This window comes from Mesorhizobium sp. M7A.F.Ca.US.010.02.1.1 (assembly GCF_004023085.1).
Classification (GTDB): domain Bacteria; phylum Pseudomonadota; class Alphaproteobacteria; order Rhizobiales; family Rhizobiaceae; genus Mesorhizobium.
This window is the reverse complement of the sequence record NZ_RZRV01000034.1, coordinates 14275-34817: the sequence shown is the minus strand read 5'-3', so window position 1 is coordinate 34817 and position 20543 is coordinate 14275. Positions and strand designations below refer to the sequence as shown.

The 20543-nt window shown below is 63.8% G+C and carries 16 protein-coding genes; 7 read left to right on the top strand and 9 right to left on the bottom strand.

Annotated elements, in window-relative coordinates:
• Position 1 precedes the first annotated feature (1 nt).
• A complete protein-coding gene (locus EOA19_RS26225) occupies positions 2-1828 on the top strand; it encodes an alanine racemase (RefSeq protein ID WP_128305246.1) in 1827 nt (608 codons plus the stop codon).
• Here the strand turns inward: EOA19_RS26225 and EOA19_RS26220 are convergent, their stop codons facing one another.
• The 7 genes from EOA19_RS26220 to EOA19_RS26190 all read right to left on the bottom strand — a co-directional run bounded on the left by EOA19_RS26220 (position 1829) and on the right by EOA19_RS26190 (position 8974).
• Complete coding sequence (locus EOA19_RS26220) at positions 1829-3205, bottom strand: FGGY-family carbohydrate kinase (RefSeq protein WP_128305245.1); 1377 nt, start codon at positions 3203-3205, stop codon at positions 1829-1831.
• A complete protein-coding gene (gene rhaM, locus EOA19_RS26215) occupies positions 3202-3519 on the bottom strand; it encodes an L-rhamnose mutarotase (protein WP_128305244.1) in 318 nt (105 codons plus the stop codon). The genes EOA19_RS26220 and rhaM overlap by 4 nt, the downstream gene beginning before the upstream one ends.
• Positions 3519-4514: an ABC transporter permease gene (locus EOA19_RS26210; protein ID WP_128305243.1), complete on the bottom strand. Its 996-nt coding sequence runs from the start codon at positions 4512-4514 to the stop codon at positions 3519-3521. The genes rhaM and EOA19_RS26210 overlap by 1 nt, the downstream gene beginning before the upstream one ends.
• The gene (locus EOA19_RS26205; protein WP_023813906.1) at positions 4511-5491 is read right to left on the bottom strand and encodes an ABC transporter permease; all 981 of its coding nucleotides are present in this window, start codon (positions 5489-5491) and stop codon (positions 4511-4513) included. The genes EOA19_RS26210 and EOA19_RS26205 overlap by 4 nt, the downstream gene beginning before the upstream one ends.
• A complete protein-coding gene (locus tag EOA19_RS26200; RefSeq protein ID WP_128305242.1) occupies positions 5488-7029 on the bottom strand; it encodes a sugar ABC transporter ATP-binding protein in 1542 nt (513 codons plus the stop codon). The genes EOA19_RS26205 and EOA19_RS26200 overlap by 4 nt, the downstream gene beginning before the upstream one ends.
• Positions 7030-7113: 84 nt before the next feature.
• The gene (rhaS, locus tag EOA19_RS26195; RefSeq protein ID WP_128305241.1) at positions 7114-8109 is read right to left on the bottom strand and encodes a rhamnose ABC transporter substrate-binding protein; all 996 of its coding nucleotides are present in this window, start codon (positions 8107-8109) and stop codon (positions 7114-7116) included.
• Between the two features lie 55 nt (positions 8110-8164).
• Complete coding sequence (locus EOA19_RS26190; protein ID WP_023813909.1) at positions 8165-8974, bottom strand: DeoR/GlpR family DNA-binding transcription regulator; 810 nt, start codon at positions 8972-8974, stop codon at positions 8165-8167.
• A gap of 184 nt (positions 8975-9158) precedes the next feature.
• Between EOA19_RS26190 and EOA19_RS26185 the strand changes: the two genes are divergently transcribed.
• From EOA19_RS26185 to ggt, 3 genes are all read left to right on the top strand, one after another.
• Complete coding sequence (locus EOA19_RS26185) at positions 9159-11261, top strand: bifunctional rhamnulose-1-phosphate aldolase/short-chain dehydrogenase (RefSeq protein ID WP_128305240.1); 2103 nt, start codon at positions 9159-9161, stop codon at positions 11259-11261.
• Positions 11262-11274: 13 nt separating this feature from the next.
• Positions 11275-12564, top strand: a complete 1290-nt coding sequence (gene rhaI, locus EOA19_RS26180; RefSeq protein ID WP_128305239.1) for an L-rhamnose catabolism isomerase — start codon at positions 11275-11277, stop codon at positions 12562-12564.
• Positions 12565-12863: 299 nt separating this feature from the next.
• Positions 12864-14603, top strand: coding sequence for a gamma-glutamyltransferase (gene ggt / locus EOA19_RS26170; protein ID WP_128305238.1), 1740 nt, complete (start codon positions 12864-12866; stop codon positions 14601-14603).
• An 86-nt stretch (positions 14604-14689) separates the two neighbouring features.
• Here the strand turns inward: ggt and EOA19_RS26165 are convergent, their stop codons facing one another.
• Complete coding sequence (locus EOA19_RS26165) at positions 14690-15037, bottom strand: hypothetical protein (protein WP_032808338.1); 348 nt, start codon at positions 15035-15037, stop codon at positions 14690-14692.
• A 514-nt stretch (positions 15038-15551) separates the two neighbouring features.
• On the opposite strand from EOA19_RS26165, the gene EOA19_RS26160 reads away from it, so the two are divergent.
• The 3 genes from EOA19_RS26160 to EOA19_RS26150 are packed head-to-tail and all read left to right on the top strand — an operon-like array spanning position 15552 to position 19378.
• Positions 15552-16427 carry an ABC transporter substrate-binding protein gene (locus EOA19_RS26160; RefSeq protein ID WP_128305237.1) on the top strand — a complete coding sequence of 292 codons (876 nt, stop codon included), beginning with the start codon at positions 15552-15554 and terminating at the stop codon, positions 16425-16427.
• Positions 16420-18471 carry a Fe(3+)-hydroxamate ABC transporter permease FhuB gene (gene fhuB, locus EOA19_RS26155; RefSeq protein ID WP_128305236.1) on the top strand — a complete coding sequence of 684 codons (2052 nt, stop codon included), beginning with the start codon at positions 16420-16422 and terminating at the stop codon, positions 18469-18471. The genes EOA19_RS26160 and fhuB overlap by 8 nt, the downstream gene beginning before the upstream one ends.
• Positions 18472-18496: 25 nt before the next feature.
• Positions 18497-19378 (top strand): alpha/beta hydrolase-fold protein, encoded by an 882-nt coding sequence (locus EOA19_RS26150; protein WP_128305235.1) that lies wholly within the window; start codon positions 18497-18499, stop codon positions 19376-19378.
• On the opposite strand, the gene EOA19_RS26145 is transcribed toward EOA19_RS26150, so the two are convergent.
• The gene (locus EOA19_RS26145) at positions 19375-20484 is read right to left on the bottom strand and encodes a DUF4432 family protein (protein ID WP_128305234.1); all 1110 of its coding nucleotides are present in this window, start codon (positions 20482-20484) and stop codon (positions 19375-19377) included. The two genes, EOA19_RS26150 and EOA19_RS26145, sit on opposite strands and share 4 nt — an antisense overlap.
• Between the last annotated feature and the right edge of the window lie 59 nt (positions 20485-20543).

Below are 20543 nucleotides of genomic sequence, written 5' to 3'. Positions count from 1 at the left end.
AATGTCGGGGCCGCAAGTCGCCATCGACCTTGGCCGCATCGAGCGCAATGCGCGCACGATCGTCGAGCGTTGCGCGCTGTCGGGCATAAAAGTATTCGGCGTCACCAAGGGCACTTGCGGCATGCCGCAAGTGGCGCGCGCCATGCTGCGCGGCGGTGTCGCCGGCATCGCCGAATCGCGCTTCGAGAACATCCGCCGGCTGCGCGACAGCGGCATCAACGCGCCGATCATGCTGTTGCGCAGCCCGCCGATGGCGCGGGTTGAGGAGGTGGTACGCACCGTCGACATCAGCCTGCAGTCGGAACTCGCCACCATCCGCGAGATTTCGCGCATCGCCGAGCGCATGGGCCGTGTCCACGACATCATGCTGATGATCGATCTCGGCGATCTGCGCGAAGGCATCTGGCCAAATGACCTTATTCCGACGGTCGAGCAGATACTGCAGTTCAAGGGCGTTCGCATTGCCGGCATCGGCACCAATCTCGGCTGTTTCGGCGCCATCATGCCGACGCCGGAAAATCTCGGCCAGCTCGTCGCCCATGCCTACAAGACCGAGCGCCTGTCCGGCAGAAGCCTCAACGTGATCTCCGGCGGTGCCTCGTCGTCGCTGCCGCTGCTGCTCGAAGGCAGACTGCCGGCCGGCATCAACAATCTGCGGGTCGGCGAGGCGATCCTGCAAGGCGGCGTCGAGACCTTCCGCGACACGCCGTGGGCGGAGCTCGAACCCGATGCCTGCCGGCTGACCAGCGACATCATCGAGGTCAAGCTCAAGCCGTCACGGCCGATCGGCCAATCCGGCTATGACGCCTTCGGCAACCAGCCGGTCTTCCCCGACGAGGGCGACAGGCTGCGCGCCATCGCCAATATCGGCCGCGAGGACGTGCTGGTCGAGGGGCTGACGCCGATCGCCAGGGGGATACGGGTGCTCGGCGCCTCCAGCGATCATCTGCTGCTCGACGTCGCCGATGCCGATCCAAGGCCCTCCGTCGGCGACCGCGTCGCCTTCCGCATGAGCTATGGCGCCATGCTTTTGGCAATGACTTCGGAATATGTCGAGAAGGCCCCGATGCATGACGTCGAGGATTTTTCCGGTCGCAAGATGGTGCAGATCACGGCCGGGCAGGGAGCTGCCGGCATCCTGGCCCGGGAAGGCACCGGCGCCCGGCTGGAAGCGATGAACTTCGACGTCGTGGAACTCGCCGATGTCGAGAGGCCGCCATCGGGGCTGGTCCGGCTCATCGCAGGCGCAGACCGGCGCATCGCCCACAAGGCGCTGACCGCGACGGCGCGCGCGACACATTCTTTCGGCCTGATCTGGATCGATTCGATCGCCGCCCTGATGCCCGAGGACGAGGACGGCATCGACCTGCCGGAAGGCTCGGTGCTGGCGCGTACTCTCGGCCTCGACCACAAGGCGGGTGCGCTGCAGCCGCAGCTGTCGCCGGAAAATGTCGTCATCGTCGGCTTGCGTCACGCCGATCCGGCCGAAGCGCGGGTGCTGAAGGATTCGCGCGTGTCGGCATTCACCATGACCGATATTGACGCCATGGGCATGCGCGACCTGATGCATGAGGCGATACGCATCGCCACCTCTGGTACGCAAGGCTTTCACGTCAGCTATTCGCCGACCGCGACCGAATTCGCCGGCTGGGCTGCGGGCTCCGGCGGGCTGACCGTGCGCGAGACGCATCAGGCGATGGAGGCGATCGCACTCTCCGGCGGGCTACTGTCGATGGATGTGTCGGGCCTGACGGCGGATCTGGAGCCGCGGATCGGCACCGACGCGGTCAACTTCGTCATGTCGGCCTTCGGCAAGCGGATTCTTTGATCAGCCCTGCACGTCCACTGCCGCGCGCCATGCGCTGGCATAATCAACCCAGGCCGGGTCTACAGGCGGTTCTATTCTTTCGCCCTTGCCGTGCGTCGCCGGCTGATCGGATGCCAGCAGCGCCGCGCCGATGCTGGTGCCGGTGGCGGCCTCGGACGCAACCACGGCGCGCGCCGTGGCTGCCGCCAGCATGCCGACAAAGAGCCGGTTACGGGCAAAGGGGCCTTCGACCGTGGTCGGACCGTCCGCGCCGATCAAGTCGAGGCAGGTCGCCGTCATCAACGCCAGATAGAACGAGATGGCGGCAAAGCGCTGGCCGCTGTTCAGGCCCTCGGCATCAAGCCATATTGCGACATGGTGCGGGAATGGGCCCGAGCCTTGCTGGGTCGACGGCAGCAGCAGCATCTTTCGCCCCAACACGGCGCCGACATCATCTTCAGTCCACTGCTCCGGCTGGTCCTTGGTCAGCACGGAAAACTCGCGGCCGCCCATGAAGCGCGCAGAGGGAACGGGATTGCCGAGTGCGTTGACATTGACCAGCGTGTCGCGCGTGGCATCCAGCGCAATCTGTTTGCCGCCGACCGCCATCGACACCACCCAGGTGCCGGTCGAGACGACGGAGAAAGGTGGTTTGTCGGACAGCAGATGCGGCAGCAGCGAGGCGTTGGAATCATGCAGGCCGCAGAACACCGGTGTTTGCGGATCGAGTCCGGTTCGCGCCGCAACAGTGGGCAGGATCGGGCCGAGACGATCCCTGGCCGGCCGCACCGGCGCCATCAGGCTCCGCCAGTCCAGGCTGTCGACCAACGATGAAAAATCCGCCGTCCATGGGTTCCACAGGTCGGTGTGGCAGCCGAGCGAGGTAACTTCGTTGGCGGCGATGCCGGTCAGGCGCAACGCCCAGTATTGCGGGTACATCAGCATCGCGGCGGCCCTGGCGAATTCGGCCGGGAAGCTTTTCTGCTGCCAGAAGAATTGCGCACCGAGATTGAGGCCGAGCGGCAGGCGCGGCGTGCCGGTCTCGGAAAAGAGCGGGCGGATCGCTTCATAATCCGCTGCCAGCCTGTCAGGGCCATCGAACTCATAGTCGAGCACAGGCAGCACCAGTTCACCCGCCGCGTCGACCAGCACGCCGGTCGCGCCGTGGGTGGTGATCGAAATGGCGTCGATGCGCTGTTCGTGGTTGAGGCCGGCAAGGCTTTCGAGGATGAATGCCCACAAGGCCTCGACATCGTGGTGCGGGTAGGGCGCCTGTCGCACCGGCGCATTGGCCATTCGGCGCAGCGCCACCTCGCTCAACGTCGCGAGGTCGACCAGCGCCACCTTGGCGTTGGTCTTGCCGATGTCGATGACGGCGATGTGGCGCATAGCACTCATGCCATGTGGAACATTGTTTCCAGCAGCACGGCCACCGGCTCGTTGTCCGGTCTGGTTTCCATGATGTCGGCCATTTCAGCCCACCAGCGCTGCATCACCGAATGCCTGGGCAATTCGTCCATGCCGTGGTCGTCTCGCCGCCACAGCACACCGAACAGGATATTGGTCTCCTCATCGAGATGAATGGAATAGTCGGAGACGCCGGCCTGCTTCAGCAGCGCGAGCAGCGACGGCCAGATTTCGTCATGGCGCTTCTTGTACTCGGCCTTCATGCCGGGCTTGAGCTTCATCTTGAATGCGTATTTTTCGGCCATCAACGCCCTCCGCGGAGTCGCCGCCAGACGATCGGCAAGGCAATGACGATGACCAGCAGCAGGCCGATGAAGATCGACATGACGATGCCGGGCACGTTGAGCAGGCCAAGCCCGAAGGTCACCAGTCCCATGATGAAGGCTGCAAGCACGACGCCAAGAATGCTGCCGGCGCCACCGAGGATGCTGACGCCGCCGAGCACCACCATGGTGATGACTTCCAGCTCGTAGCCTTGCGCGATCGACGGCCGTGTCGAGCCGAGGCGGGAGGTGATCAGCACCGAGGCGATGCCCGACATCAGCCCGGTCAGGCAGAACAGGATGAACTTGGTGCGGCCGACGCGCACGCCGGAAAATTGCGCAGCGACCGGATTGTTGCCGATGGCGAAGACGCGGCGGCCGAAACTCGTGCGGTGCAGAAGGAACCAGTAGACGACGGCCGCGATCAGGAAGAGCACCAGTTCGAACGACACCACCCACCAGACATAGCCCTGGCCGAAGAAGGCGAAGTTTGAGGGATAGCCCTTGTAGGCCTGGTCGCCGAGGATGATGAAGGCGATGCCGCGAAACAGGCTCATCGTGCCGATGGTGACGACGATGGAGGGCAGGCCGAGCCTTGTCACCAGCAGACCGTTGAAGGCGCCGCAGCCGAGCCCGACGACGATGCCGATCGCCACCAGCACCGGCGTGCCGGCGCCGGCCTGCACCGCCATGCCCATCATGGTCGACGCCAGCGCGATGATGGCGGCCACCGACAGGTCGATCTCGCCCGAAATGATCAGCAACGCCATGGCGAAGGCGATCAGGCCCTTCTCGGTGAAATTGAAGGTCAGATCGGACAGCGAGTAGGGATCGAGGAAATAGGGCGAGGCGAAGCTGTTGATGGCGAAGATGGCGACGGCCACGACGACCAGCAGCGCTTCCCAGGAAAAGATCGCCGAACGAAGCGGCTTGTCGAGCCGGTCGGGAATGTGGCGCGGGGCAGGGATGTCGGTCATGTCCCCGCCTCCACCTTTCTCAGGATGATGCGGCCTTGCTGGCGTTCGCCGCGCGCGTTGAGCACGACGGCCAGAATGATGGCGCTGCCCGAAATCGCCATCTGCCAGAAGGGCGAGATGTTGATGACCGGCAGCGCGTTGGAGATGATGCCGAGGAACAGCGCACCGAGCACCGCGCCGCCGACCGAACCGATGCCGCCGGCGATGGAAATGCCGCCGATGACGCAGGCGGCGATGATGTTGAGCTCATAGCCGTTGGCGACCTCGACCGACGCAATCACATAGCGCGAGATCCAGAGATAGCCTGACAGGCCGCCGATCATGCCGGAGATGCAGAAGACGATGAATTTCGTGCGGCCGACATCGATGCCGGCATAGACGGAAGCCGTCGGGTTGACCCCGATGGCGTAGATCGAGCGGCCGAGCGCGGTGCGCGTCATCAAAACGAAGAACAGCGCGATGACCAGGATGGCGATCCACGACAGCACCGGAATGCCGATGAAGGCTGCGCGCTGAAAGCCGATGAATTCCGGGCTCATCTTGTCGGCATTGACCCAGGCACCGCCGGACAGCACGAAGGTGGCGCCGCGATAGATGGTCAGCGTGCCCAAAGTCACCACGATCGAGGGGATGTTCAGCCGCCAGACCAAAAGGCCGTTGATGGCGCCGAGCACCAGGCCGACGGCCAGCGCAATGACGATCAGCAGCGGGATGGGGATTGCCGGATGCGCGGCGTTCAGCATCGCCACCACCATGCCGGTGAAGCAGAGATTGGACGCCATCGACAGATCGATCGACCGGGTCAGGATGACCACCATCTGGCCCAGCGCCAGGATCATCAGGATCGAGGTGTCGTTGAACACCTGGCGCAGATTGCCGGGGTCGGCAAAGGCCGGGAAGCGCGTCGAGATCAGCCCGATCAGCACGACGATGGCCGCGAGCAGCCAGATTTCACGGTATTTCAAGAAAGCTCTCATGCCGCGATCCCCGCTGCCGTCCTGACCAGCGTCTCGGCGTCCAGCCCCTTGTTGTCGTAGACCGCCGCGACAAGGCCTTCACGCATGACGACGACGCGGTCGGACATGCCGAGGATTTCGGGCAGTTCGGATGACACCATGATCACCGACAGGCCTTGCGCCACCAACTCGGCCATGAAGCCGTGCACGGCGGCCTTCGAGCCGATGTCGATGCCCTTGGTCGGCTCGTCGAGGATGATCACCTTGGGCGACGTCGCCAGCCATTTGGCGATGACGATCTTCTGCTGGTTGCCGCCCGACAGCGTGCCGACGTCCTGGCTGAGCGAGGAGGCCCTGAGGTCGAGCCGCTCGGTGTAGGAGCGGGCGAGCGAAAACTCCTCCGACAGCCGCAGCAGGCCTGACTTGGATGTGCGCTTGAGCGAAGGCAGCGAGACGTTCTGGAAGATCGGCAGGCCGATCACCACGCCTTGCTTGCCGCGTTCCTCCGGCACGTAGACGATGCCGGCATCGATCGAATCCGCAGCCGATTTCGGCGCGAGCGTCTTGCCTTCCAGCGTGATCGTGCCGGCTGATGTGCGGGTGATGCCAGATATCGCCTGCATCACCTCGCTGCGGCCGGCGCCGACCAGGCCGTAGAAGCCGAGGATCTCGCCCTTGTGCAATTCGAAGCCGATATCGTTGAATTCGGTCGGATGCGACAGGCCGGAAACGGAGAGCACCGGCGCGCCGATCTCGGCCTTGCGCTGCGGGAAGATGTGATCGACCGCGCGGCCAACCATCAGGCGCACGATCTGGCTCTGGCCGGCATCCTTGATCAGGCCTTCGCCGACCATCTCGCCATCGCGGAACACCGTGTAGCGGTCGGCGATACGGTAGATCTCGTCGAACTTGTGGCTGATGAACAGGATCGCCTTGCCGTCGCTCTTGAGGAACTCGATCAGCAAAAAGAGCTCCTCGATCTCCTTCATCGAAAGCGCGGCGGTCGGCTCGTCCATGATGACGATCTGCGCGTCGATCGACATGGCGCGCGCGACGGCGACCAGATGCTTGTTGGCGATGCCGAGGTCCTTCAGGCGCGCATCGGCGTCGATATGGCCGGCATGCATGGTGTCGAGCACTTCGCGCGCATTTTTGCGCATCGTGCGCCAGTCGATGGTGCGCAAACGCGTGCGCGGCGCGTGGCCGAGAAAGATGTTTTCGGCGACCGTCAAATCGTCGAACAGCACGGTTTCCTGATGGATGGCAGTAACGCCATAGCCGAAGGCGGCATGCGCGCTGGGCAGGGTGACTGCCTGGCCGTCGATGCTGATGGTACCCTCGTCGGGCTGGTAGATGCCGGTCATGATCTTGACCAGCGTCGACTTGCCGGCGCCGTTTTCGCCGATCAGCGCCGTCACCTGGCCGGGGTAGAGCGACAGGCTGACATTGTGCAGCGCGCGCACGCCGGGAAAGCTCTTGGAGATGCCGGACAGCGTCAGGCGTGGAGCCGAGGCTAGAGGCTGCTCCTTCACCGTGCCGGGTTGGGCTGTCGTGTCCATAGTCGTATCAAGCCCTGAAACAAGGTCCGTTTAAAGTCGCGGCGGGACGTGAGCTCCGCCGCGACAGCTTGAGAGCGCTCCAGATCAATAAATCTTGGAGAACTTCTCGATGTTCGACTTGTCGAACTGGAACGGCGGAGCCATCGCAGCCGAGTTGGTGTCGTCGAGCGTGACCTTGCCGACGCGGCCGATCGACAGCGTGGCGCCGGGCTTCGCCTCTTCCTTCTTCACCGCCAGATTATGGGCGAGGTAGACGGCCGAGTAGCCGAGGTCGATCGGATTCCACAGCGCAACCGCCTGGCTGGAACCGTTGTCGATAAACTTCTTGAACTCGGACGGCAGCGCCAGGCCGGTGACATTGACCTTGCCGATCAAGTTCTCATCGGTGACGACCTGGGCGGCGGCAACGACGCCGACGGTGGTCGGCGCTATGATCGCCTTGAGGTTCGGATAGGACTTCAACAGGCCCTTGGCCTCATCAGTGCTCTTGGCCGAATCGTCATCGCCATAGACGGTGGCGACAAGTTTGATCTTGGGGAACTTCTCCGGCAGGATCTTCTTGGCCGCATCGATCCAGGCGTTCTGGTTGGTCGCGGTCGAGGAGGCCGACAGGATGGCGACTTCGCCGCCTTCCGGCAGGTAATCGGCGGCAAGCTTGATGATGGTCTCGCCGATCAGGCCGGTGTCGGACGGGTTGAGGTGAAGCTGGCGGCCTTCCTTGGCGACGCCCGAATCCCAGGAGATGACGGTGATGCCGCGTTCCATGGCCTTCTTCAGCACCGGTACCAGCGCGTCGGCGTCATTGGCCGAAATGGCGATGGCGTTGACCTTCTGCGCGATCAGCGAATTGACCACTTCGATCTGCGCTTCGGCGGTCGCCTTGGTCGGGCCGGTGTAGATGATGTCGACATCGCCGAGTTCCTTGGCCGCCTCTTCGGCGCCCTTGTTGGCGGCATCGAAGAAGCCGTTGCCGAGCGACTTCACCACCAACGCGATCTTGACGTTCTCGGCATAGGCGGCATTCACGAACATGGCGGCTGAGAATGCAGCCGTCACCATCAATTTCTTCAAGAAGCTCATCGAATTTCCTCCCTTGAGCGTTGCATTCCATCGCCGCTGCGAGCGCGAGTTGGCCTCAGGCCTGCAGTGAAGATTCTTCCTTGTTGGTTGCGGATGTGCGGGCGACGATCAGCGTCACGCCGGCGGTTTCCAGCATCTTGGCTTCGCGATCCTCGATGCCGTCATCGGTGATGACGGTGGCGATGCGCGACAGGCCGCACAGGATCAGGCTGGAGCGTTTGCGGAATTTTGAGGAATCGACCAGCACCACCAACTCGTCGGCCTGGTCGATCAGCTTCTGCTCCGCCTGGATCAAAAGCGGATCGCCTTCCATCAGGCCAAGCGGCCCCAGCCCCTGCGCGCCCATGAACATGCGGCGCGCATAGAAATTGCGCGTCACGTCATTGTCGAAGGGAGACAGGATGATGTTCTGCTCGCGATAGATGGTGCCGCCCGACAGCATCACCGTGTTCTTGGAGTGCTTGAGCAGATGCTCGGCGATCGGAAACGAGTTGGTGAAGATCGGCATCCGGCGGCCGGTCAGGAAATGCACCATCTGGAAGGTGGTGGTGCCGCCATTGATGATGATCGGTTCGCCGTCCTTGCACAGTTCGACCGCTTCACGCGCGATTGCCCGCTTCTGCGAGGCGTTGATCGTTTCGTTGACGGAAAAGGGCCGGCCGGCCAGCCCGATGAACTGCGGCGGCGAGATTGCCTCGGCGCCGCCGCGGACGCGGCGCAGGCGCTTCTGGACGTGGAGAGCCGCGATATCGCGCCGGATCGTCGCCTCGGAGGACTCCGTCAGGTCGACCATCTCTTGCACCGTCACAACAGGCTTTTCCTGGACGGCGGACAGAATGATCCTGTGGCGCTCTTTTTCGTGCATGGTTCCTCCCTGCCAGAGCATCTAGGCACCCAAAACGCGCAGTGTCAATCATTTCCGATCATATAATTTCATTGTGCAGTGCAATATGATCGATCTTGATCGTTTGTGATTGACAAGCCGGCTGCTTCCGTGGAAATTCGAACCAAATGGCCGCGCCTTTTGCGTGCCTTCGGGAGGATTTCTTATGCTCGACAAGCGCACCGGCGCGCGCCTCGCCAATCTGTGGGATGAGGCCAAGGCTCACGCGATGAGCGGGCCGGAACTTCTGGTCTACCGCTCGAACACACTTGGCTCGGACAAGCGCGTCACCAACTATGGCGGCGGCAACACGTCCTCGAAGATCTGGCAGAGAGACCCGCTCACCGGCGAGGATGTCGAAGTGCTGTGGGTCAAGGGGTCGGGCGGCGACAGCGCCTCGATCAAGCTGGATGGCTTCGCCACGCTCTACATGGACAAGCTGCGCGCGCTCAAAGGCCTCTATCGCGGCGTCGAGCACGAAGATGAAATGGTCGGCTTCCTGCCGCACTGCACCTTCAACCTCAATCCGCGCGCGGCCTCTATCGACACGCCGTTGCATGCCTACGTGCCGAAGCCTTTTGTCGACCACATGCATCCCGATGCCATCATCGCCATTGCCGCGGCAAAGGATTCGAAGGCGCTGACCAAAGAAATCTTCGGCGACGCCATTGGCTGGTTGCCGTGGAAGCGCCCGGGCTTCGAACTCGGCCTGTGGCTGGAAAAATTCTGCCTCGAACATCCTGCCGCCAAAGGCGTTATCCTGGAAAGCCACGGCCTGTTCACCTGGGGCGACACCCCCAGGGAATGCTACGAGACGACGATCTCGGTGATCAACCAGGCGATCGAATGGTTCGAGCGCCGCTCCGAGGGTGTCGCTATCCTCGGCGGTGAAGCGGTCAAGTCGCTCGACGCCACTGAGCGCCGTGCGATTGCCGCAAAGCTGATGCCGAGGATTCGCGGCCTGATTTCGGAAAAGAGCCACAAAACAGGCCATTTCGACGATTCCACTGCTGTGCTCGAATTCGTCAACTCCAGGGATCTGCGCCCGCTGGCGGCACTCGGCACGTCGTGCCCCGACCATTTCCTGCGCACCAAGATCCGCCCGCTGGTCATCGAGTTCGATCCGGCAAAACCCGATGTCGATGCGGTCATCGCGCGCCTTGCCGACGACATCGCCGAATATCGCGTCGGCTACCAGGCCTACTACGACAGCTGCAAGCATGCGGACTCGCCCGCCATCCGCGATCCCAATGCCGTCGTCTACCTGATGCCCGGCGTCGGCATGTTCACCTTCGCCGGCGACAAGGCGACGGCGCGCATTTCGGGCGAATTCTACGTCAACGCCATCAACGTCATGCGCGGCGCCTCCACCGTATCGTCCTATGTCGGCCTGCCCGCACAGGAAGCCTTCGACATCGAATACTGGCTGCTCGAGGATCTGAAGCTGCAGCGTATGCCGAAGCCGAAGTCGCTTGCCGGCCAGATCGCGCTGGTCACCGGTGGCGCCGGCGGCATCGGCCGCGCCACGGCCAACCGCCTGCTGCGCGAAGGCGCCTGCGTGGTGCTGGCCGACATCGACGAGACAGCGCTGGCCAGCGCCAATGACGAACTGGCGAAAGTCTACGGCAAGGATTTCGTCCGCCCGGTATTGATCAACGTCACCTCGGAGGACCAGGTCATTTCGGGCTTTGCCGAGACGGCGGTCGAGTTCGGCGGCATCGACATTCTGGTGTCGAATGCAGGGCTGGCCTCCTCGGCGCCGATCGAGGAGACGACGCTGGCGCTGTGGAACAAGAACATGGACATATTGTCGACCGGTTATTTCCTGGTCTCGCGGGAAGCGTTCCGGCTGTTCCGCGCGCAGAAGATCGGCGGTAACGTCGTCTTCGTCGCCTCCAAGAACGGCCTTGCCGCATCGCCCAACGCCGCCGCCTATTGCACCGCCAAGGCCGCCGAGATCCATCTCGCCCGCTGCCTGGCGCTGGAGGGCGCGGAGGCGCAGATCAGGGTCAATGTCGTCAACCCGGACGCGGTGCTTCGCGGCTCGAAGATCTGGACCGGCGAGTGGAAGGAACAGCGCGCCGCCGCCTACAAGATGTCGACCGACGATCTGGAGGAGCACTATCGCTCGCGTTCGATGCTGAAGCGCTCGGTCTTCCCGGAAGACATCGCCGAAGCGATCTATTTCCTGGCGTCCGACATGTCGGCCAAGTCGACCGGCAACATCATCAATGTCGACGCGGGCAACGCCCAGTCGTTCACGCGCTGAGCGGAGGAGGACGATGGAACAGATCATCGCCGCCGATACCGTCGACAAGGACAATGCCGCGCGCAAGGCCGACCTCGAACGCGACTACGCCTCGCTCGGCGAACGCCTCGACCGTCGCGGCATCGCCATCGACGCCATCCGCGACAAGGTCGAGAAATTCGCGGTGGCGATCCCGTCCTGGGGTGTCGGCACCGGCGGCACGCGCTTTGCCCGCTTTCCCGGCGCCGGCGAGCCGCGCGACATCTTCGACAAGATCGAGGATTGCGCCGTCATCCAGCAATTGACGCAGGCGACGCCGACCGTCTCCCTGCACATTCCGTGGGACAAGGCCGACCCGAACCGGCTGAAGCAGGCGGCTTCGCGCTTTGGCCTCAGCTTCGACGCCATGAATTCCAACACTTTTTCCGATGCAAAGGACCAAGCGCTTTCCTACAAATTCGGCTCGCTGTCGCATGCCGATGCCGGCACGCGGCGGCAAGCGGTCGAGCACAATCTCGAATGCATCGAGATCGGCGAGACGCTTGGCTCCAAGGCGCTGACGGTGTGGATCGGCGACGGCTCGAACTTCCCGGGCCAGGTCAATTTCGCCAAGGCGTTCGAGCGCTATCTCGACGCCATGAAAGAGGTTTACGCCGGGCTGCCCGCCGGCTGGAAGCTGTTTTCCGAGCACAAGATGTACGAGCCGGCCTTCTATTCCACCGTCGTGCAGGACTGGGGCACCAACTACATCATCGCCAGGGAATTGGGCGACAAGGCGTTCTGTCTCGTCGACCTTGGCCACCATGCCCCCAACGTCAACATCGAGATGATCGTCTCGCGGCTGATCCAGTTCAAGAAGCTTGGCGGCTTCCACTTCAACGACTCGAAATATGGCGACGATGATCTCGATGCCGGTTCGATCGATCCCTACCGGCTGTTCCTCGTCTTCAACGAACTGGTCGATGCAGAACTTTCCGGCGCCGAGGGTTTTGACCCGGCGCACATGCTCGACCAGAGCCACAACGTAACCGACCCGATCGAAAGCCTGATGCTGTCGGCGGTCGAGGTGCAGCGCGCCTATGCGCAGGCGCTGCTCGTCGACCGCAAGGCGCTGGAAGGTTTTCAGGACTTGAACGACGCGCTGATGGCGACGCAGACGCTAAAAGCCGCCTACCGCACCGATGTCGAGCCGATCCTCGCCATGGCGCGGCTGAAGACCGGCGGCGCCATTGATCCGGTCGCGGCGTATCGTGCGGCGGGCTACCGGGCGAAAGTCGCGGCCGAACGCCCGGCGGTCGCCGGCGGCTCTGGCGGCATTGTGTAGCCCATAATTCGACGTTTCCGTCGATCCGACAGAGGCGAGGACAGCACTTGAGCACCCCCCTCTGTCCTGCCGGACATCTCCCCCGCAAGGGGGGAGATTGGCCGCTTCATCGGCAGCGCTCTTCCTGCAATGTCGAAGATTGGCGAAAGCAGAGACAACAACCGATCTCCCCCCTTGCGGGGGAGATGTCCGGCAGGACAGAGGGGGGTGTGAAGGATCGCCACCCGTTATTATTGGCTAGACTAACCCACCCCAAGAGGCTCTTCTAGGCGCACCCCTCACGCTCCCGGAGGCAGGCCATGCCGCTCACCCGCAGAACACTGATCGCCGCCAGTCTTTCCATCACCTTTGCCCTGGCGCCGTTGACGGGCGTCTTCGCCGCCTCGCCGGCGCCTGCCAAGGGCGAGCACGGCATGGTGGTGACGGCCCAGCATCTGGCGTCCGAAGTCGGCATCGAGGTCTTGAAGAAGGGCGGCAATGCTGTCGATGCGGCGGTTGCCGTCGGCTATGCGCTCGCGGTCGTCTACCCCAATGCCGGCAATGTCGGCGGCGGCGGCTTCATGACCATCCGCTTCAAGGACGGCAAATCGACCTTTCTCGATTTCCGCGAGCGGGCGCCGCTGGCGGCGACAAAAACCATGTATCTCGACAAGGACGGCAACCCGGTGAAGGGGGCGAGTCTCGACGGTTATCTTGCGGTCGGCGTGCCGGGTTCGGTGGCCGGTCTGGAGATGGCCCGCGAAAAATACGGCAAATTGTCCCGCCAGGATCTGATGGCGCCGGCAATCGGCTACGCCAAGGACGGGTTCATCCTCAACCAGGGCGACGCCGCCTCTTTTGCCGGCAGTGCCGGCAGGCTGGCGAAGGACCCCGCGGCCGCCGCCATATTCCTGAAACCCGACGGCAAGCCCTATGGCATCGGCGAGCGGCTGGTCCAGCCCGACCTCGCGGCGTCGCTCGCAACCATTTCCGAAAGGGGTACGGATGCCTTTTACAAAGGCGCCATCGCCGATGCCATCGTCAAGGCGAGCGGCGCCAAGGGCGGCATTCTCGCCAAACCGGATTTCGAGCAATATGCGGTGCGCGAACTCAAGCCCGTGACCTGCACCTATCGCGGCTACGAGATCACCTCCTCGCCGCCGCCCAGCTCCGGCGGCGTCACCATCTGCGAAATCCTCAACGTTCTGGAGGGCTATCCCTTGTCCTACCTTGGTGCCGGTTCGGCCGAGACGGTCCATGTCATGGTCGAGGCGATGCGCTACGCCTATGTCGACCGCAATTCCGCGCTCGGCGATCCCGATTTCGTCGACAATCCGGTCTCGAAATTGCTCGATAAGGCCTATGCCAAGGATATCCGCGACAAGATCGACCCGTTCCGGGCCGGCGTGTCGCAGGATCTGATGCCGAAGGGCTTTGGCGAGAGCAAGGAGACGACGCATTATTCGATCATCGACGATGAAGGCAATGCGGTCGCGGTCACCTACACGCTGAACGGGTCCTTCGGCGCCGGCGTCGTTGCCGACGGCACCGGCATCCTGCTCAACAACGAGATGGACGATTTCACCCAGAAGCCCGGCGTGCCCAACCTCTATGGCCTGGTCCAGGGCGAGGCCAACGCCATCCAGCCGAAGAAGACGCCGCTGTCGTCGATGAGCCCGACCGTGGTCGCCAAGGACGGCAAGCCGTTCATGGTCATCGGCAGCCCGGGTGGCTCGCGCATCATCACCATCACGCTGGAAGCGATCGTCAATGTCATCGACCACGGCATGAACATCCAGGAGGCGATCGACGCGCCTCGCATCCACCATCAATGGCTGCCCGACAAGGTTTATGTCGAGCCGTTCGGCCTGTCGCCGGACACAGAAAAGCTGCTGGCCGGCATGGGATATCACCTCGATCTCGCTGACCAGACCTGGGGGCAGGCGGCCGGCATCCTGGTCGGCGGCAAGAGCCTGGCGGAAATCGAGAAGGGCGGCGGCGCGCGCTACAACGGCGCCATCGACAGCCGCGCGGCCTCTGGCGAGGCGCTCGGATACTGACAGCTCGGAGGAAAAGCTTGGTGCCGCGCGGCGATTCGGGTTGATCGCCCGCTGCTCAAGTGGATCGGCTCACACCGATTTGACCGTCACAAGACCAGCGTGAGGGTGGACGCAACCAGCATCAAGGCGGCAATGCCGACGAACAGCGCATAGATACGCGGCCGGTCGAGCAGCAGCGCGTTTCCGGATATCCAGGCGGACGTGGCGCCGCCAAGCGCGAAGAGGAAGCCGTTGCGGTGCCCGAAGACCATCGATGCGGCCATCAGCCCGCCAATGATCAGCGCACCGAACACGATGATCACGGCAACGGCATATCTCTCGAAATCATTGCCGCTACCCATGCTCGGGCCGATTGCGTTCAACGTCGGCAGGTCGTCCGGATCGAAGGGGTTCGTCGACCCGTATTCGTCTTGACCGGCAGGCTCTCGCATCATTCGTTCTCCGTATAGCGGCAACAAATCATCAAGCCTTGCCGAGTGCAACCCGATCGCGCTGCCTTGATGCGTTCGACCGGTCCTTGACGTCTTCAGGCGGCGGCTTGCTGCCGGCTTTTTTGGTTCGTTCCTTGGCCGTCTTTGGTCTCTCAGGCAATCCAGGAAACGGCTGCCCAAAGGCGACCGTGGCTTCGTCTATCATGGAATGCCTTCGTGGAGGAAAAATGATGCGAGGCGCGGATTGGGCTTCGCGGGCCGTGATTTTTTGGCGGCCACATCGCACAGCGCTGTTGTACGGGCGAATCGCCTTGCGGCCAAGCGGCGGCTGCGCCTGGCATGCGGTTGCGTAAAAGTTGACTTGTCAGGCCACCAAAATGTTGACTATTAAACTCATGTTTCATAGTCAACCGGGCAGTGGTCACTGGAGACCGTATCCCGAAAAGCAGGGCACGCCGCATTGCAGAGAGACCGAGAGCCCCAGTCGAGAGCCGCGTCCGATCACTTGCGCAGCCGAATGACCCGGCGCCAGGCGCTCGGGCTTTTCACGCTGCCGTTCGCCGGCATGGGGTTCTCCACGGCTGAAGCCCGTCCGTTGCGCATAGTCTGCCTGGATGACGGGTTGACCGAGACCTTGCTCATGCTCGGCGTCAGCCCGGTCGCCATTGCCGATCGGGAGGTCTGGGAGAAATGGGTGGTCGAGCCGCGGCTGCCGCCTGACATCGCCGATGTCGGCACGCTGCTCGAGCCCAATCTTGAATTCCTGCAGCAGCTCAGGCCCGACATCATCCTGTCCATGCCGTATCTCGACGGCATCAAGCCGCTGCTCGAACGCGTGGCTCCGGTGACGACGATCGGTCTCTACACCGAAGCCGGGCAGCCCTATCAGCACGCCGTCGAGGCGACGCGCCAGCTCGCCGGGCTTGTCGGCAAGGAAAGCGAAGGCGAAGCGCTGATCGCGGCGGCAGACGCGTATTTTACGGAAGTTCGCCAGCAACTGGCGCCGCTGTCGGCACGGCCGATCTATGTCGTCAGCTTCCTGGACCCCCGCAATGTGCGCGTCTACGGCGCAAAGAGCCTGTTTCAGGAGGTGTTCGACCGCATCGGGCTCAGCAACGCGTGGACGGCCGAGACCAATTACTGGGGGTTTTCGACCGTCGGTATCGACGGGCTGGCAACATCCAGCGATGCGCGCCTCGCCTATCTCGAACCCTTGCCTGAGGGCGCTGGCGGCACGCTGACCGAAAGTCCGGTCTGGAACGCCATGCCTTTCGTGCGCAACCGCTGGATCATGCGCCTTCCTGCCGTCCTGATGTTTGGCGCGCTTCCATCCGCGCGCCGTTTTGCTCGGGTCCTGGCGTCGGCGATGACCGCGGAGGCCGCCCATGGCTGAGGATGCCGCGGCCGTCACTCAAGAAGGAAAGCTTGCGCCGTCGGGCCGCGCCTTGCCATGGGGCTCTCTTGGCAATCAGCCGGTAGGCGCGATCCTGCTTTGCGCGGTGCTGCTCGCGACGGCGATCGCGGCAACCGTCTCAAACCTCACCGTGCAGCTGCCATCGGCGCTCTGGCTCCAATCGCTCGCCGCCCCGGACATTGATGATATGCGGCAGGTGCTCGTCCACTACGCCTTCCTGCCCAGGCTTGCCGTCAGCCTTTTATGCGGTGCGGCGCTCGGGCTTGCCGGAACCGTCCTGCAGCAGGTTCTGCGCAACCCGCTTGCCTCGCCCGAAACGGTTGGCGTCTCGGCGGGCGCCTATCTGGCGCTGGCACTAGCAACGCTTCTGTCACCGTCGCTGCTTGCCTTTGGCCGCGAATGGGTGGCGCTGGGCGGCGCATTCGTTGCCCTTGCCGCCGTCATCGCTCTGTCCTGGCACAAAGGCCTGTCACCGCTTTCGGTCGTGCTGGCGGGGCTTGTTGTCAGTCTCTATGCCGGCGCTATCGGCGCTGCCCTCATTGTGCTGCGGCATGAATGGTTGGCCGGCCTGTTCATCTGGGGCGCCGGTTCGCTGGGCCAGCAGGACTGGTCGATGACACTGTGGCTGTTGCCACGCATCGGCGGCGCGGCACTGGCGATCTTCCTCATGGTGCGGCCGCTGGCCCTGCTTGGTCTCGACGATGAAGGCGCGCGCAGCCTTGGCGTGCCGCTCGGCGCCTATCGCTTCGCAGGACTGGCGGCCGCGGTCGCCCTGATCGCGTTTGTCGTTGCCGCTGTCGGCGTCATCGGTTTCGTCGGCCTGGCTGCGGCGACGCTCGCGCGCATCGGCGGTGCCCGGCGGCTGGGCCAACAACTGGTGATGGCGCCGCTGATCGGCGGGGCGCTGTTGTGGACAGCCGACCAGGCCGTACAGATCGCCACTGGACCGCAAGGCGACCTGCTGCCGACCGGAGCGATCACAGCACTTCTCGGCGCGCCTCTGCTTCTCTGGCTGCTGCCGCGCCTTGCTCTTGGCTCGGAAGTCCCGACCTTGATGGCCGCGCGCCTGCCGCGCGCAAGCCGGCCCGGCCTTGTGCTGGTGGCGATCGGCCTGGCTCTGCTTCTGCTGCTCGGGCTGGCCCTGCTCTATGGACCGGGTCCGCATGGCTGGACCCTCGCCTTCGGCGACCAGTTGCAGCCTTTGCTGTCGTGGCGGTGGCCTCGTGTGCTTGCCGCGCTGAGCGCCGGGGCGATGCTGGCGCTCGCCGGGCTGATGATGCAGCGGCTGACCGGCAATCCGATGGCCAGCCCGGAAGTGCTTGGCATCAGCGCCGGTGCCGCCCTTGGCATGATGGTGGCGCTGTTTGCGCTCTCCGATGCCGGACGCCCGGTTCAGACGGCGGCGGCAACCATCGGCGCCTTCGCCGCTTTGCTGGTGACGCTGGCGATCGGCCGCCGTGCCGCCTATGCGCCGGAGCGGCTGCTGCTCGCAGGCGTTGCCCTGACGGCCTTGTTCGACGCGCTGATCCTGGTGCTCACCGCCACCGGCGATCCGCGTGCCATGCTGCTGCTCAACTGGCTGACCGGCTCGACCTATGGCGTCGATGTCGGTGACGCCTTGCTGACCGGTGGTATCGCCGTCTGCCTCTTCGCGCTCGCGCCTTTCTTCATGCGTTGGCTCGACATCCTGCCGCTTGGCCCCGCCGCTGTGCAGGGCCTTGGCATTGACCTGAAGAGGACGCGGCTTTTCGTGCTGCTGGTGGTCGCGGCACTCACCGCAGCCTCGACGCTGATCGTCGGTCCGCTGACCTTCATCGGCCTGATGGCGCCGCACCTTGCCCGTCGCTTTGGCCTCTCCCGTGCGCTGCCGCAGGCCATTGGCGCGGTGCTCGCCGGCGCGCTGATCATGGTCGCCGCCGACTGGGTGGGCCGCACCGCCATCTTCCCGCGCCAGATCCCGGCCGGTCTCGTCGCCACGCTCATCGGCGGCCCGGTGCTGATGTGGCTGCTGCGCCGCCGCTGACTTTTTTGTCCCTCTGGAGATATCCATGTCCAAGTCGATGGCGGCGCCAGCCTTGATTGCCGACACCACGATCCACGACTTCGTCCCGGCGCAGGGCGGCGCCCCCTGGCGGATATTCCTGCATGTGCCGTCCGGGCCGGTGCCAGAAGCCGGCTGGCCGGTCCTCTACATGACCGACGGCAATGCCGTCATCGGCACGGCGGTCGACGCCATGCGCGCGCAGGCCTTCTATCCAACGGGCACCAATGTCGGCTGGGGCGTCATCGTCGCCATCGGCTATCCCGTCGAGGGCGCCTACGACCCGTTGCGCCGCTCATGGGATCTCGGCCCGCCGCCGGGCAAGACCTACCCGCCCTTCTACGAGGGCACGCCCGAAGTTCGGACGGGTGGGGCAGCGGAATTCCTTGCCTTCATCGAAGACGAGCTCAAGCCATGGGTCGCCGGTCGGGTCACGGTCGACACAAACCGCCAGGCGCTTTACGGCCATTCTTTCGGTGGCCTGTTCGCGCTCTATGCCCTGTTCACGCGGCCGTGTGCCTTCCAGACCTGGATCGCGGCGAGCCCCGCCCTCTATTGGGAAGAGCGTGCCATCGACCGCTTTCTCGAAACCTTCGAGGCCGCCGTTCCCGCTGGCCTGACGGCGACCATGATCCTGTCGGCCGGCGAGTACGAGACCGAGAAGCTGGCGCCGTTCCAGATTGGCGCCGAGGACGAGGAAAAGCGCCTGCGGCAGAAGAAGGTGACACGCACCGATGAATTCGCGCGGGCAATGGCGCAGCGGCTTGATGCTTTCCCGGGCGTGCGCGCGCGCTTCGAGCTGCACGCCGGCGAGAACCACATGTCGATCCTGCCGGTCACGGTCAATCGCGCGGTTCAGGCAGCATTTGCGGTCAGGGCTTGCGACTAACGGCCTTCACCTCTCAACGCTGCGATGGCTTGTTCCCGTTGTGCGGCTGCGTCCGCGTCCATAGCGCCAAAACGCAGGGCACAGCGGAATTTTTCCCCGGGTACGACGCGAACCAGGCGGCCTCTTTCCTTGGCCGCAAGATAGCCGTCTGGTTCGGCGGTGGCCGGCAGCACGAGGCCAAGTGCGTCCTGGTCGGCGCCGCGCGTGATCCAGCGGACGGCATAATTGAGCTCGTCGGGGCGAAAGCTGACGAAATCCGCCGTACGGTCCGGATGGACCTGCAAGGCGTGCGCCCAGCCCTGGAGGTCCGCCTTAGCCCTCATCGTCAGCACGAGTTCTGGGTCGATCGGCTCGCCCTTGGTCAGCAGGCGATGCCGCGAAGGATCGGCGACAACGGCATCGCGGTAAGCAAGGTAGCTTTCGCTCGGTGTGAAAAAGGGCGGCAGCGTCTGGCGCACGACAATGTCCGCGGAATCATCCGCTACGGTGTCGACCAGGCGCCCGCCATCGGCCGGCTTGAAATTGATGTGCGCCAGGTACATCAACTCCATGGCCGAGCGTTTCAGGTTCTCGATCACGATGTCGACGGCGACGCTGCTGGCATCGAGTTGCAGCCGTACGGTCGGCTCCATCACATAGTCATGGCTGAAAGCGACGGTCTGTCGGCAGCGCCCCGTCAGCGCCATGAAGGGTCCTTCGGAATTGCTGCCGGCGATCAGTTGCACGTCCTGATAAGGCGCATTGGGCAGATCGCCGTGAAGCGGGTGACGGTCATCCGGGCCCGGATTTCCCATTGCGGTGGCGCCGCAGTGAATGAAGAGCGCGCCGTAGTTGGAAAGATAGTCCCGGGTCGCGACCGGCTCATCGAACATCGAGCGCATGGTCAGGGAGCGGCCGAGGAAGGTCGCGTCCCAGATCTGCTGTCCTTGGAACGGCAGCATGACGATTTCGCCCTTCGCGTTGCTGATCCGAAGCCCGGCAACGCCGGATCGATAGCGAAAGGCGGTGGCGACAAGCCCGCGATAGCGCGCCACGATGGTTTCCGACGCGCCGAACTGCTCGGGCACGAGGTCGACGAAGACGTGATCGGAGTGGTCCAGATGCATTGTTTCGACCTCTATCTTCCGCAAGTGTGCGTGCCGATAGTCGCAGGAAACATCTGGAA

Coding starts and splice junctions, on each gene's coding strand:
- EOA19_RS26225 (WP_128305246.1), top strand. CDS start 2: ATGTCGGGGCCGCAAGTCGCCATCGACCTTGGCCGCATCGAGCGCAAT.
- EOA19_RS26220 (WP_128305245.1), bottom strand. CDS start 3,205: ATGAGTGCTATGCGCCACATCGCCGTCATCGACATCGGCAAGACCAAC.
- rhaM (WP_128305244.1), bottom strand. CDS start 3,519: ATGGCCGAAAAATACGCATTCAAGATGAAGCTCAAGCCCGGCATGAAG.
- EOA19_RS26210 (WP_128305243.1), bottom strand. CDS start 4,514: ATGACCGACATCCCTGCCCCGCGCCACATTCCCGACCGGCTCGACAAG.
- EOA19_RS26205 (WP_023813906.1), bottom strand. CDS start 5,491: ATGAGAGCTTTCTTGAAATACCGTGAAATCTGGCTGCTCGCGGCCATC.
- EOA19_RS26200 (WP_128305242.1), bottom strand. CDS start 7,029: ATGGACACGACAGCCCAACCCGGCACGGTGAAGGAGCAGCCTCTAGCC.
- rhaS (WP_128305241.1), bottom strand. CDS start 8,109: ATGAGCTTCTTGAAGAAATTGATGGTGACGGCTGCATTCTCAGCCGCC.
- EOA19_RS26190 (WP_023813909.1), bottom strand. CDS start 8,974: ATGCACGAAAAAGAGCGCCACAGGATCATTCTGTCCGCCGTCCAGGAA.
- EOA19_RS26185 (WP_128305240.1), top strand. CDS start 9,159: ATGCTCGACAAGCGCACCGGCGCGCGCCTCGCCAATCTGTGGGATGAG.
- rhaI (WP_128305239.1), top strand. CDS start 11,275: ATGGAACAGATCATCGCCGCCGATACCGTCGACAAGGACAATGCCGCG.
- ggt (WP_128305238.1), top strand. CDS start 12,864: ATGCCGCTCACCCGCAGAACACTGATCGCCGCCAGTCTTTCCATCACC.
- EOA19_RS26165 (WP_032808338.1), bottom strand. CDS start 15,037: ATGATGCGAGAGCCTGCCGGTCAAGACGAATACGGGTCGACGAACCCC.
- EOA19_RS26160 (WP_128305237.1), top strand. CDS start 15,552: ATGACCCGGCGCCAGGCGCTCGGGCTTTTCACGCTGCCGTTCGCCGGC.
- fhuB (WP_128305236.1), top strand. CDS start 16,420: ATGGCTGAGGATGCCGCGGCCGTCACTCAAGAAGGAAAGCTTGCGCCG.
- EOA19_RS26150 (WP_128305235.1), top strand. CDS start 18,497: ATGTCCAAGTCGATGGCGGCGCCAGCCTTGATTGCCGACACCACGATC.
- EOA19_RS26145 (WP_128305234.1), bottom strand. CDS start 20,484: ATGCATCTGGACCACTCCGATCACGTCTTCGTCGACCTCGTGCCCGAG.